This window comes from Lysinibacillus sp. FSL W8-0992, assembly GCF_038008685.1.
Classification (GTDB): Bacteria; Bacillota; Bacilli; order Bacillales_A; family Planococcaceae; genus Lysinibacillus.
Genome location: NZ_JBBOZQ010000001.1, coordinates 1,208,604 through 1,221,841, shown reverse-complemented (window position 1 = coordinate 1,221,841; position 13,238 = coordinate 1,208,604). Strand labels below are relative to the sequence as shown.

9 protein-coding genes, 1 tRNA gene and 3 rRNA genes are annotated in these 13,238 nt (G+C 42.8%); 1 reads left to right on the top strand and 12 read right to left on the bottom strand.

Annotated features, from left to right (window positions below; translation table 11 throughout):
* Positions 1-4: 4 nt before the first annotated feature.
* From tatC to NSQ74_RS05930, 3 genes are all read right to left on the bottom strand, one after another.
* On the bottom strand, positions 5-826 hold the full coding sequence (tatC, locus tag NSQ74_RS05940) for a twin-arginine translocase subunit TatC (protein ID WP_340822077.1): 822 nt from the start codon (positions 824-826) through the stop codon (positions 5-7).
* Between the two features lie 20 nt (positions 827-846).
* Entirely contained in the window at positions 847-1,062 is a 216-nt protein-coding gene (locus NSQ74_RS05935) for a twin-arginine translocase TatA/TatE family subunit (RefSeq protein ID WP_228134172.1), read from the bottom strand.
* 116 nt (positions 1,063-1,178) lie between these two features.
* Positions 1,179-1,814 (bottom strand): redox-sensing transcriptional repressor Rex, encoded by a 636-nt coding sequence (locus NSQ74_RS05930; RefSeq protein ID WP_228134173.1) that lies wholly within the window; start codon positions 1,812-1,814, stop codon positions 1,179-1,181.
* A gap of 388 nt (positions 1,815-2,202) precedes the next feature.
* On the opposite strand from NSQ74_RS05930, the gene NSQ74_RS05925 reads away from it, so the two are divergent.
* On the top strand, positions 2,203-4,146 hold the full coding sequence (locus NSQ74_RS05925) for an ABC-F family ATP-binding cassette domain-containing protein (protein ID WP_340822075.1): 1,944 nt from the start codon (positions 2,203-2,205) through the stop codon (positions 4,144-4,146).
* A 466-nt stretch (positions 4,147-4,612) separates the two neighbouring features.
* Here NSQ74_RS05925 and tsaD read toward each other — a convergent pair whose 3' ends face one another.
* The 9 genes from tsaD to NSQ74_RS05880 all read right to left on the bottom strand — a co-directional run bounded on the left by tsaD (position 4,613) and on the right by NSQ74_RS05880 (position 13,176).
* On the bottom strand, positions 4,613-5,632 hold the full coding sequence (tsaD, locus tag NSQ74_RS05920) for a tRNA (adenosine(37)-N6)-threonylcarbamoyltransferase complex transferase subunit TsaD (protein WP_340822073.1): 1,020 nt from the start codon (positions 5,630-5,632) through the stop codon (positions 4,613-4,615).
* Positions 5,632-6,084 (bottom strand): ribosomal protein S18-alanine N-acetyltransferase, encoded by a 453-nt coding sequence (rimI, locus tag NSQ74_RS05915; protein WP_340822071.1) that lies wholly within the window; start codon positions 6,082-6,084, stop codon positions 5,632-5,634. The genes tsaD and rimI overlap by 1 nt, the downstream gene beginning before the upstream one ends.
* The gene (tsaB, locus tag NSQ74_RS05910; protein WP_340822069.1) at positions 6,077-6,784 is read right to left on the bottom strand and encodes a tRNA (adenosine(37)-N6)-threonylcarbamoyltransferase complex dimerization subunit type 1 TsaB; all 708 of its coding nucleotides are present in this window, start codon (positions 6,782-6,784) and stop codon (positions 6,077-6,079) included. The genes rimI and tsaB overlap by 8 nt, the downstream gene beginning before the upstream one ends.
* A complete protein-coding gene (gene tsaE / locus NSQ74_RS05905) occupies positions 6,781-7,233 on the bottom strand; it encodes a tRNA (adenosine(37)-N6)-threonylcarbamoyltransferase complex ATPase subunit type 1 TsaE (RefSeq protein ID WP_340822068.1) in 453 nt (150 codons plus the stop codon). The genes tsaB and tsaE overlap by 4 nt, the downstream gene beginning before the upstream one ends.
* Before the next feature lie 110 nt (positions 7,234-7,343).
* Positions 7,344-7,673, bottom strand: a complete 330-nt coding sequence (locus tag NSQ74_RS05900; protein ID WP_340822066.1) for a hypothetical protein — start codon at positions 7,671-7,673, stop codon at positions 7,344-7,346.
* A gap of 211 nt (positions 7,674-7,884) precedes the next feature.
* A tRNA-Asp gene (locus NSQ74_RS05895) sits at positions 7,885-7,960 on the bottom strand.
* Positions 7,961-8,104: 144 nt separating this feature from the next.
* Positions 8,105-8,220: ribosomal RNA gene (gene rrf / locus NSQ74_RS05890) — 5S ribosomal RNA — on the bottom strand.
* Positions 8,221-8,322: 102 nt separating this feature from the next.
* Positions 8,323-11,250 (bottom strand): 23S ribosomal RNA (locus tag NSQ74_RS05885).
* 374 nt (positions 11,251-11,624) lie between these two features.
* Positions 11,625-13,176 (bottom strand): 16S ribosomal RNA (locus NSQ74_RS05880).
* Together the 16S, 23S and 5S rRNA genes with 1 tRNA gene alongside form the textbook arrangement of a ribosomal RNA operon.
* Between the last annotated feature and the right edge of the window lie 62 nt (positions 13,177-13,238).

Below are 13,238 nucleotides of genomic sequence, written 5' to 3'. Positions count from 1 at the left end.
TTTATTAGTCATTTAATTCTTCAATTTGTCGTCGTTGTTCAGCTAACAAACGCTCAACTTGCTCGCGTTCTGCTTCTTTACGCTCTTCCTCTAAAAGTAATGCCTCGGCTTTTAAAAACTTACGATAGCCTCTGCGTGCAATGATAATACTAATTTCATAAATTACAAATAGCGGAATTGCTACGATAACGTTTGAAATAAAGTCTGGTGGTGCAAGAAATACTGCAATAACGATTAACACAAAATATGCATACTTTCTGAATTTCACCATCAATTCAGGATTTAATATACCTAAACGTGCTAAAAATAATGTCACAACAGGTAATTGAAAAATGATTCCGAACGGCATGACTAGGCGAAACAAAAATGAAAAATATGCGTTAATCCCAATTGTTTGTTTGATTTCTAAATCCGCAGATAAGCCCATCATAAAGTGCATGACATATGGGAATAAAACATAATAAGAAAATGAAGCTCCTGCTAAAAATAGAAAGAACGAATATGGAATATATTTTAAAGTAGCCTTACGTTCTGTCTCATGTAAACCTGGTGTAATAAATAACCAAATTTGATGAAGAAGCAACGGTGAACTTATAACAAACGCTATAATGACTGTCACTTGCAAATATACGACAAGGGGATCAGTCACTTTAAACGCGTTTAAAGTTAGTTGCTCTGCTTCTTTACTATATTGAATATGTTTAATTAATGGTTCGGCTAGATAAAAGCCAACTATAAGTGCAATAACAAAGAAAACAGCGCAAATAAAGAGCCGTTTTCTTAGTTCTTCTAAATGCTCTACGACTGTTAATTCTCTTGGATTCATATTAACTAGACATCCTTAACTTACTTAACGTTATCATTTTCTTTATGTTCAATTATTTTCTTTTTTGTATCGTCATCGTCATCAGCTAGACCTTTTGTTGCATTTTTAAATTCACGAAGTGTAGAACCCATTGCTTTACCTAGCTCAGGTAATTTCTTTGGTCCGAATATTAGAATTGCAACCACACCGATAATAACTAGGCTAACTGGTGTAAAAGCACTTAAGTGCACAACCATTGCAGCCACCTCCTCTTATATATCTATCATTTTAACTTAAATATTTTCGTTTGGCGAATTTATTTCAATAGTTTAAACACCATCAATTGTAACAGTTTACAAATTTGTGAATACCTTTATTTATCGCTATTTCGTATTAAATATATGAGCGCTTGTAATTCTACCGACAAATCTATCGTTAATAATTTCATAGTATCTGGTACGGTAATACGCTCTGGCGTAAAGTTTAAAATGCCTTTTGCATTCATTGCTGCTAATCGATCCGCCATCTTCTGAGCAGAGCGCGAAGATACTGTTAAAATAGCAAGGTCTGCTCCATATTCAGCATACTTTTCTTCTAATAAATCGGGATGATAAACGGGAATATTGCTTATCATTTTCCCTTCTTTTGGTGCCTTTGAGTCAAATGCAACCACTATATGAGTGTTATGATTTTTTTGGAAATTATACTTTAAAAATGCATTCCCTAAGTTCCCCACACCGATTAACGCTACTTTTGTTGTCTCATGCTGATCAAGTGTTTGGCTAAAAAACTTCAATAGATGCTGAACATCATAGCCATATCCCTTTTTGCCAAGCGCACCGAAATAAGAAAAATCACGACGAATCGTTGCAGAATCGATTTTCATCGCCTCGCTCAATTCCTTCGATGAAATACGTTCCATTCCTTCTTGCGCAAAGTTTTGGATAAATCGATAGTAAAGAGGAAGTCTTTTAGTTGTGGCTTGTGGAATTTTTACTTCTTGTTTCAAACTTTTTCCTCCTTATAAACACATCAAATTCACCTAAGCGTATTTGAATACTCATTTTGAAACATGCTTATATGAATCAATTACATTTCAGCGTACATGCATCTAGAATTTTTTGAGCATACTTGAAAGTCTTCTCATAAAATCTATGACATCCGCTGGGCCGCTAACTTGATTCAGACGGGTTTCAACCCACACTGAGTTCAATGCATATCATATTCATCACCCACTTATAAAAGTGGAGGATTTCCCTTTAGTTAACGGCGTGTTTTACGCCACTAACTAAAGAGAAATCGTTTCAATCTTACATGACAGCTTAGAATAAGTAAAGCACTGACATTGCAAGCAATTCCGTCATCCTTTACACTAAGAAAGAATTGAGGTGTCAAGAATGATTGTATTACAAGTCAATCAACTATATAAATCCTTTATTGCAGATGAAATTTTAAGTGGTGTCAAACTAGAAGTTCAACACCGTGATCGTGTAGCATTAGTCGGACGTAACGGGGCTGGTAAATCCACTTTACTAAAAATCATCGCTGGTCAATTGTCATATGATTCTGGCGATATTATTATTCCAAAAGGCGTTCAAGTTGGCTATTTAGAACAACATGCGGGTCTAAACTCAACTTTATCAATTTGGGACGAAATGATGACAATTTTCGAACCGCTTCTTGGACAGGAAAAGACATTGCGCTCCCTTGAGCAACAAATGGCTGATCCAGCGGTTTACGAAAATCCAGAAATGTATGCAAAGGTTATGTCCGAATATGACCAATTACAGCATGATTTTAAAGATGCAGGAGGCTATCAATACGAATCTGATACGCGTTCTGTTCTTCATGGTATGCAATTTTACCCAGAGGATTATGAAAAAGCAATTAGCTCATTGTCAGGAGGTCAACGAACTCGTTTAGCTCTTGCAAAGCTTCTATTAAGTAAGCCAGATTTATTAATTCTCGATGAGCCTACAAACCATTTAGATATTGAAACGCTATCTTGGTTAGAGACTTATTTAAAAGGCTATGAAGGCGCTATTTTAATCGTTTCACATGACCGTTACTTCTTAGACCAAGTTGTCTCCATCGTCTATGAAGTTTCTCGTCATCGCGTTACGAAATACACTGGAAACTACAGTGCTTATTTAGATGAAAAGGCGAAAAACTATGAGCGCGATGTAAAAATGTTTGAACGCCAGCAAGATGAGAAAGCAAAGCTTGAGGATTTTATTCAAAAAAATATAGCCCGTGCCTCTACGACCAAAATGGCACAAAGCCGACGCAAAATGCTCGAACGTACGGAATGGATGGACTCTCCTGACGGTAATGAAAAATCAGCTAGCTTTGGCTTTACGATAGAGCGACAAAGTGGCAATGATGTGCTCTCTATTGACTCTTTATCTGTTGGCTACGGTGACAAGCAAATATCTAGTGGCATCACACTACGAGCTTTTCGTGAAGATCGCATTGCACTAGTTGGACCAAATGGTGTTGGTAAATCGACATTATTAAAAACGATTGTCAAAGATTTATCCCCACTTGCAGGGGACATTCGTTATGGTACCAATGTGCAAATTAGCTACTACGACCAAGAACAGGCAAAGCTCTCTAGCAATAAAAGCGTTTTAAAAGAATTATGGGATGAATGGCCATTAATGAACGAAAAAGACATTCGCACTGTACTTGGTCGCTTTTTATTCAGTGGAGAAGATGTAGATAAAGCCGTCAATTCTTTATCTGGTGGTGAGAAGGCTCGATTAGCATTGGCAAAATTAATGATGCAAAAGGCGAATTTCTTAATTCTCGATGAGCCTACCAACCACTTAGATTTAGATAGTAAAGAAGTGTTGGAAAATGCCTTAATTGATTATCCCGGAACGCTCCTCTTCGTATCACATGACCGATATTTTATTAATCGAATTGCAACGAAAGTTGTTGAGCTATCTGGTGATGGTTCTTTTGAATACTTAGGTGATTACGATTACTATCTTGAGAAAAAACAGGAACTTTTTGAAATTGCTCAAATGAAGGCTGCTTCTCAACCACAAATACAAGCAACAGCTCCTGAAAAGACCTCTACTTCCAAAATAGATAGAGAGGCAAAAAAACGTGAGCGGCAAATTAGACGTTCAATAGAAGAATTAGAGATCAACATGCAAAAGGCAGCTACAGAAATCGCTCGTTTAGAAGAAGCTCTCTGTGATCCCGAAATTTTCACTGACCATGAGAAAATTTCACAACTACAAGGTGAATTAGCTACTATTAAAGAGCAGCATGAAGTCATTGAAATGGAATGGCTCGAACTAAATGAGGAACTAGAAAATATTATTTTATAAAATCTCAAAAAGCCATATGCTATGTCATATGGCTTTTTTCTTTACTCGCCTTTATTTTTCATATATATTGGTCAAGTGCTATTTTTCGACAAAAAATGCCCACAACTTTATACACACTATAAAACTAGTAATACCAACATATCAACAGACTTTTCCACACTGTCCACAATTTCAAATTATTTAATCCACATCGTTCTGTGTAAAATGGGCTACTATATATAGAATAATCACAACTTATACACAAGTTATCCACAATTTGTGCATAAGTACGAATGTTCGCAGTTTTTTTATGCACTTTTTTCACACTTCCTGTGGATAATTTTCTGAAAAATTTGTCAATTATTTATTTTTCTAATATAGGTATATATTTTCTAGCATTATTCGTGATTTTATATACCATAATATTTTTATAAAAATAAAAAAAGAGACGACTCAGCTAAAACTCTGAGCCATCTCATTCAAGTGCTTACTCAACCCACGATTTCAATTCCATACCAGGTCGACCATTCATCATCATATTTCCGCGAACACCTGCTTCAAACATCGGGGTTGCAGCAGCCCCTATCATTGCTGCATTGTCTGTACATAATTTCAATGGTGGTACAAAAAAGGGAATACCCTCATTAGAAAATACCGCCTCAAGGGATGTACGCAAACCTTTATTAGCAGCTACACCACCTGCTGCGATTACTTGCTTAACTTTATATTCACGCGCTGCACGCAATGTTTTTGCAGTTAGTACTTCAACTACACTTTCCTGAAAGCCTTTTGCAACAGCTGTTGGAGAAATCTCTTCACCACGTTGATCCATATTGTGCTTATAGTTAATTACTGCTGATTTTAAACCGCTAAAGCTAAAATCATAGGATTCTTCCTCAAGCCATACACGTGGAAAAGCAACGGCTTCTTGACCTTCATGTGCTAACTGATCTATACGAGGACCTCCTGGATACGGTAAGCCTAACACGCGTGCAACTTTGTCATAAGCTTCTCCTGCCGCATCATCCCGCGTTTCTCCTATCACTTCAAATGAGCCATGCTCTTTCATATAAACAAGCTCCGTATGTCCCCCTGATACAACAAGGGCTATTAGTGGAAACTCCATTGGTTGGACAAGTGCATTGGCATAAATATGACCCGCAATATGATGTACACCCAAAATCGGTACATTGTTAGCGAAGGCAAACGCTTTTGCTGCGTTAATGCCAATTAACAGTGCCCCTACCAGACCAGGGCCTTCTGTAACAGCTACTGCATCTAAATCAGATGGCTGCATATTTGCTTGTTTTAACGCCTCTTCAATAACAACCGTAATTTGCTCTACATGATGACGTGATGCAATCTCGGGTACTACGCCACCAAAACGCTTATGACTCTCAATTTGTGAAGCAACTACATTTGAAACAATTTCAGAACCATTACGAATAACAGCCGCTGCCGTTTCATCACAGCTGGACTCAATTGCTAAAATAATTCGATTTTCCATTATAAATTCACCCACATGACTAGGGCATCCTCCCCGTTATCTGTATAGTAACCTTTACGTATGCCACCATCTTGGAAGGCAAGCTTGCGGTAAAGATTTTGTGCCACCGTATTTGTTTCACGTACCTCTAGACTCATAACGTCCATTCCATGCTCCCGTGCAATACGCATCGCTTCCCGCATTAAGCCTTCTCCAATTCCACGACCACGAGCTGCCTCTATAACAGCCACATTTGTAATTTGAGCCGCATCTATGACCATCCACATTCCACAAAAACCTATTATGCTATTGTTTTCATCTACTGCTAAAACATAGTGTGCATATTGATTTTCATGCATCTCATAGTAAAAAGAATCCAATGTCCATGGCGTCGGGAATGTAGCAAGTTCAATCGCATAAACCGCTGGTACATCCTCTGATACCATTTTACGATACATTACATTACTACTCATGTGCCTTCTCCTTTTGCTCTTTTAACCAGTTTGCTTCAGCCTCAGCAATACGTTTATATTGCGGAGTAAAATGATGGACTTCCTCTAGACTCGGTAATTTCGCTGTGCTTGCTAAACTAATCGCTGCACTCGCACGTGGCAAATCTTCATGAAGAGGTGCACGACACGCATTATGTCCAAGGACTTCAACAATTTTATCCCAAAATAGATCGACATCTACTCCTACAAATAAAATAGGTGCATCTAAAGCCTTCAAATGGGCCAACAGTCCTTCAATATGATCATGATAATCCTCTATAACTACATCCAACTTCGACCCTTTATAGACAGCTGTGTATACATTGCCACGACGTGCATCAAATATAGGACATATTAGTCCATCAAAAAGCGCTGCATTTGCTGCTAATACTTTTAAGCTTGAAACACCGACTAATGGCTTCTGTAATGTCCATGCTAATGTTTTAGCAAGCGTTACACCAATTCGTACTCCTGTATATGACCCTGGCCCTTCTGATACAGCTATTGCATCTAACTCATTTGGCTTTACACCAACATTAGCTAGTATCGTTTCAATTGCCGGCATTGCACCTGCAGAATGCGTTAATTTTATATTTTGTACAACCTCTGCCAACACTTTTCCATCCTTAACAACTGCAACAGAAAGTGGCGCATTCGCTGTTTCAATTCCTAACCAAATCATCTCATTAGCTCCTCACATATTGCCTCATATCGCTTGCCATAAGGCATTAACACAAATCGTCGTTCGTATTCACTAACACGGTAAATTTCAATTGCTAAACGCTCTTTAGGTAAATCTGGTTCAATTAAATGTGCCCACTCAATAACGGATACCGCATCACCATAAAATAGCTCGTCCCACCCAAGATCCTCATCACTTTCCGCCAAACGATATACATCCAAATGATTAAAGGGCAAACGACCCTCATACTGTTTCACAATAGTAAACGTAGGGCTATTAACCGTTCTAGTTACACCTAGACCTTTTGCTAAAGCTTTTGTAAATGTGGTCTTCCCAGCACCTAAGTCGCCCTCTAAAGTAATTGTATCTTGTGCCATAAGTAAATTTGCTAGCTTCATGGCAAAGTGCTCTGTATCTTCTAGTGAATTCATTATTTTTTCAAATTTCATCTCTATGTCCTCTCCTAGCTCATTACTTCTAGTTTACCGAAACACACGCAAATGTTCAAAGCATCGAGTGATTTTCAAAAAAATAAACACGTCCTCTTTCGAAGACGTGTCTACTCTCTTGTTGAATATCCCTTCAGCGCAATAACCTCTTTATTTACTAATTGATTATCTTTAAATTGAACGATATAGGCTTGCGTCAAAAGTATTTCATCATTCCATCGGTAATAATCACTTTTAATCGTCTCGCTTGGGCTACCACCAGCTATTTCAACTACTTCCATATAACTCATACCTAGTTGTAATTGCTTAAATTCATTTTCATTCATATTTTTTTGCCAATGATACGAATTCGATTCCTCTATATCAATAATTGGAACTCCGCAAGCAACTTTAAGTATAAAGATTAACCAAAGTATGCCGAAACGTATCCCTATTGACACACCTCCGTCCTCCCGTGCGAAACCTATACTGTCTATACATATGCAACGGAAAAGGATTTAGTGCAATTCTTTTAGTGTATCCCGCGATTCCTTAGGCTTTACTTGCGATTTCTGAAGCTCAATCAGCGATTCGACAAACATTATCGTTAAAAACAAATAAAAAAGCCCTTATGATTAATAAAAAATCATAAGAACTGTATTTTCATAAAAATGGCGGTCCCGACCGGGATCGAACCGGCGATCTCCTGCGTGACAGGCAGGCATGTTAACCGCTACACCACGGGACCTCTTTAAGACATATATAAATATAACATATAATATATATAAGTACAATACTATTTTTATATTTTTAAAATAAAACAAGTATTTTTATTGACCTGTTTTGTAAAAAAATATAAAAAAACAGCCAGCACACAGCTGACTGTTTTATTGCCTAGCGACGTCCTACTCTCACAGGGGGAAGCCCCCAACTACCATCGGCGCTAAAGAGCTTAACTTCCGTGTTCGGTATGGGAACGGGTGTGACCTCTTTGCCATCATCACTAGACTATTTACGGCTTTCAAAATACAACGTATCTTGAAACCCTTTTATGAAAGATTTTGTTCTTTCAAAACTGGATAAACGGTTCATTGAATGTTTCAAACTTTTTTGGTTAAGTCCTCGATCGATTAGTATTCGTCAGCTCCATGTGTCACCACACTTCCACCTCGAACCTATCTACCTCATCGTCTTTGAGGGATCTTACTTACTTGCGTAATGGGAAATCTCATCTTGAGGGGGGCTTCATGCTTAGATGCTTTCAGCACTTATCCCGTCCACACATAGCTACCCAGCGATGCCTTTGGCAAGACAACTGGTACACCAGCGGTGTGTCCATCCCGGTCCTCTCGTACTAAGGACAGCTCCTCTCAAATTTCCTACGCCCACGACGGATAGGGACCGAACTGTCTCACGACGTTCTGAACCCAGCTCGCGTACCGCTTTAATGGGCGAACAGCCCAACCCTTGGGACCGACTACAGCCCCAGGATGCGATGAGCCGACATCGAGGTGCCAAACCTCCCCGTCGATGTGGACTCTTGGGGGAGATAAGCCTGTTATCCCCGGGGTAGCTTTTATCCGTTGAGCGATGGCCCTTCCATGCGGAACCACCGGATCACTAAGCCCGTCTTTCGACCCTGCTCGACTTGTAGGTCTCGCAGTCAAGCTCCCTTGTGCCTTTACACTCTACGAATGATTTCCAACCATTCTGAGGGAACCTTTGGGCGCCTCCGTTACCTTTTAGGAGGCGACCGCCCCAGTCAAACTGTCCGCCTGACACTGTCTCCTGCCCCGCTAAGGGGCATGGGTTAGAATTTCAATACAACCAGGGTAGTATCCCACCGACGCCTCCTTCGAAGCTGGCGCTCCGAGATCTCTGGCTCCTACCTATCCTGTACAAGTTGTACCAAAATTCAATATCAGGCTACAGTAAAGCTCCACGGGGTCTTTCCGTCCTGTCGCGGGTAACCTGCATCTTCACAGGTACTATAATTTCACCGAGTCTCTCGTTGAGACAGTGCCCAGATCGTTACGCCTTTCGTGCGGGTCGGAACTTACCCGACAAGGAATTTCGCTACCTTAGGACCGTTATAGTTACGGCCGCCGTTTACTGGGGCTTCAATTCGCAGCTTCGCTTGCGCTAACCACTCCTCTTAACCTTCCAGCACCGGGCAGGCGTCAGCCCCTATACGTCACCTTACGGTTTTGCAGAGACCTGTGTTTTTGCTAAACAGTCGCCTGGGCCTATTCACTGCGGCTCTCGTGCGCTTGCACGCTCAAGAGCACCCCTTCTCCCGAAGTTACGGGGTCATTTTGCCGAGTTCCTTAACGAGAGTTCTCTCGCACACCTTAGGATTCTCTCCTCGACTACCTGTGTCGGTTTGCGGTACGGGCACCTCTCACCTCGATAGAGGCTTTTCTTGGCAGTGTGAAATCAGGAACTTCGTCCATACGGACTCGCCATCACAGCTCAACGTTACAGTGTGCGGATTTGCCTACACACACGCCTTACTGCTTGGACGCGCACAACCAACGGCGCGCTTACCCTATCCTACTGCGTCCCCCCATTTCTCAAACGGTGAGGAGGTGGTACAGGAATATCAACCTGTTGTCCATCGCCTACGCCTATCGGCCTCGGCTTAGGTCCCGACTAACCCTGAGCGGACGAGCCTTCCTCAGGAAACCTTAGTCATACGGTGGACGGGATTCTCACCCGTCTTTCGCTACTCATACCGGCATTCTCACTTCTAAGCGCTCCACCAGTCCTTCCGGTCTGACTTCAACGCACTTAGAACGCTCTCCTACCACTGACATCGTAGATGTCAATCCACAGCTTCGGTGAATCGTTTAGCCCCGATACATTTTCGGCGCAGCGTCACTCGACCAGTGAGCTATTACGCACTCTTTAAATGATGGCTGCTTCTAAGCCAACATCCTGGTTGTCTGTGCAACGCCACATCCTTTTCCACTTAACGATTACTTTGGGACCTTAGCTGGTGGTCTGGGCTGTTTCCCTTTTGACTACGGATCTTATCACTCGCAGTCTGACTCCCGTGTATAAATATCTGGCATTCGGAGTTTGTCTGAATTCGGTAAACCGGGATGGCCCCCTAGTCCAAACAGTGCTCTACCTCCAGTATTCTCATCACGAGGCTAGCCCTAAAGCTATTTCGGAGAGAACCAGCTATCTCCAAGTTCGATTGGAATTTCTCCGCTACCCACACCTCATCCCCGCACTTTTCAACGTGCGTGGGTTCGGGCCTCCAGTAAGTGTTACCTCACCTTCACCCTGGACATGGGTAGATCACCTGGTTTCGGGTCTACGACCACGTACTAATTCGCCCTATTCAGACTCGCTTTCGCTGCGGCTCCGCCTTATAAAGCTTAACCTCGCACGTAATCGTAACTCGCCGGTTCATTCTACAAAAGGCACGCTATCACCCATTAACGGGCTCTAACTACTTGTAGGCACACGGTTTCAGGATCTCTTTCACTCCCCTTCCGGGGTGCTTTTCACCTTTCCCTCACGGTACTGGTTCACTATCGGTCACTAGGTAGTATTTAGCCTTGGGAGATGGTCCTCCCGGATTCCGACGGAATTTCACGTGTTCCGCCGTACTCAGGATCCACTCTGGAGGGAATGAACTTTCGACTACAGGGCTTTTACCTGCTCTGGCGGACCTTTCCAAGTCGCTTCATCTAACTCATTCCTTTGTAACTCCGTATAGAGTGTCCTACAACCCCAAGAGGCAAGCCTCTTGGTTTGGGCTCTTCCCGTTTCGCTCGCCGCTACTCAGGGAATCGATTTTTCTTTCTCTTCCTCCAGGTACTTAGATGTTTCAGTTCCCTGGGTCTGCCTTCAAGACGCTATGTATTCACGTCAAGATACTACGCGATTAAACGTAGTGGGTTCCCCCATTCGGAAATCTCCGGATCAAAGCTCACTTACAGCTCCCCGAAGCATATCGGTGTTAGTGCCGTCCTTCTTCGGCTCCTAGTGCCAAGGCATTCGCCGTGCGCCCTTAATAACTTAACCTTCAACGGCTTCCAATCCACTGCGCATTTCGTTGTCAGCTTCTTTCGTTCAGTCAGTCACGTACGTAAGTACGCTCCTTCTTTCACTCAATTGCTTCCTAGAACTGCTTGTGTCTTGAAACCCTATTATTAGTTATTAAGCCTAAAAAACTTAATTTAAAAATAAATGTGTTTGTTACAATTTCAATGTCGTTTTATCCAGTTTTCAAAGAACAAAGCTACTACCTGTTTCTACTTCTTCGCAGCTTTGCGACGAAAGCGTAGCGACAGGAGCAAGTATATATTGAAGTATTTCATCGTAATGATGAACCTTCAAAACTGAACGCAAAACGTAATCTTACAAACCCAAGGTTTGTATTCCGAAAATATCCTTAGAAAGGAGGTGATCCAGCCGCACCTTCCGATACGGCTACCTTGTTACGACTTCACCCCAATCATCTATCCCACCTTCGGCGGCTGGCTCCAAAAGGTTACCTCACCGACTTCGGGTGTTACAAACTCTCGTGGTGTGACGGGCGGTGTGTACAAGGCCCGGGAACGTATTCACCGCGGCATGCTGATCCGCGATTACTAGCGATTCCGGCTTCATGTAGGCGAGTTGCAGCCTACAATCCGAACTGAGAACGACTTTATCGGATTAGCTCCCTCTCGCGAGTTGGCAACCGTTTGTATCGTCCATTGTAGCACGTGTGTAGCCCAGGTCATAAGGGGCATGATGATTTGACGTCATCCCCACCTTCCTCCGGTTTGTCACCGGCAGTCACCTTAGAGTGCCCAACTAAATGATGGCAACTAAGATCAAGGGTTGCGCTCGTTGCGGGACTTAACCCAACATCTCACGACACGAGCTGACGACAACCATGCACCACCTGTCACCGTTGTCCCCGAAGGGAAAACTGTATCTCTACAGTGGTCAATGGGATGTCAAGACCTGGTAAGGTTCTTCGCGTTGCTTCGAATTAAACCACATGCTCCACCGCTTGTGCGGGCCCCCGTCAATTCCTTTGAGTTTCAGTCTTGCGACCGTACTCCCCAGGCGGAGTGCTTAATGCGTTAGCTGCAGCACTAAGGGGCGGAAACCCCCTAACACTTAGCACTCATCGTTTACGGCGTGGACTACCAGGGTATCTAATCCTGTTTGCTCCCCACGCTTTCGCGCCTCAGTGTCAGTTACAGACCAGATAGTCGCCTTCGCCACTGGTGTTCCTCCAAATCTCTACGCATTTCACCGCTACACTTGGAATTCCACTATCCTCTTCTGCACTCAAGTCTCCCAGTTTCCAATGACCCTCCACGGTTGAGCCGTGGGCTTTCACATCAGACTTAAGAAACCACCTGCGCGCGCTTTACGCCCAATAATTCCGGACAACGCTTGCCACCTACGTATTACCGCGGCTGCTGGCACGTAGTTAGCCGTGGCTTTCTAATAAGGTACCGTCAAGGTACAGCCAGTTACTACTGTACTTGTTCTTCCCTTACAACAGAGTTTTACGAACCGAAATCCTTCTTCACTCACGCGGCGTTGCTCCATCAGGCTTTCGCCCATTGTGGAAGATTCCCTACTGCTGCCTCCCGTAGGAGTCTGGGCCGTGTCTCAGTCCCAGTGTGGCCGATCACCCTCTCAGGTCGGCTACGCATCGTCGCCTTGGTGAGCCGTTACCTCACCAACTAGCTAATGCGCCGCGGGCCCATCCTATAGCGACAGCCGAAACCGTCTTTTAGAATTGTCTCATGAGAGACAACAAGTTATTCGGTATTAGCCCCGGTTTCCCGGAGTTATCCCAAACTATAGGGTAGGTTGCCCACGTGTTACTCACCCGTCCGCCGCTAACGTCAAAGGAGCAAGCTCCTTATCTGTTCGCTCGACTTGCATGTATTAGGCACGCCGCCAGCGTTCGTCCTGAGCCAGGATCAAACTCTCCATAAAAGAAATTTGATTAGCTCAAATTGTTTTGCTGGCATCAATTTTGATGTCCAAAATTTTGTTTC

Excerpts from the sequence above, each read along its gene's own strand:
- tsaE (WP_340822068.1), bottom strand. The coding sequence starts at position 7,233 with ATGAAATTTGAAAAAATAATGAATTCACTAGAAGATACAGAGCACTTT.
- tsaD (WP_340822073.1), bottom strand. The coding sequence starts at position 5,632 with ATGGAAAATCGAATTATTTTAGCAATTGAGTCCAGCTGTGATGAAACG.
- NSQ74_RS05935 (WP_228134172.1), bottom strand. The coding sequence starts at position 1,062 with ATGGTTGTGCACTTAAGTGCTTTTACACCAGTTAGCCTAGTTATTATC.
- NSQ74_RS05925 (WP_340822075.1), top strand. The coding sequence starts at position 2,203 with ATGATTGTATTACAAGTCAATCAACTATATAAATCCTTTATTGCAGAT.
- tatC (WP_340822077.1), bottom strand. The coding sequence starts at position 826 with ATGAATCCAAGAGAATTAACAGTCGTAGAGCATTTAGAAGAACTAAGA.
- tsaB (WP_340822069.1), bottom strand. The coding sequence starts at position 6,784 with ATGATTTGGTTAGGAATTGAAACAGCGAATGCGCCACTTTCTGTTGCA.
- rimI (WP_340822071.1), bottom strand. The coding sequence starts at position 6,084 with ATGAGTAGTAATGTAATGTATCGTAAAATGGTATCAGAGGATGTACCA.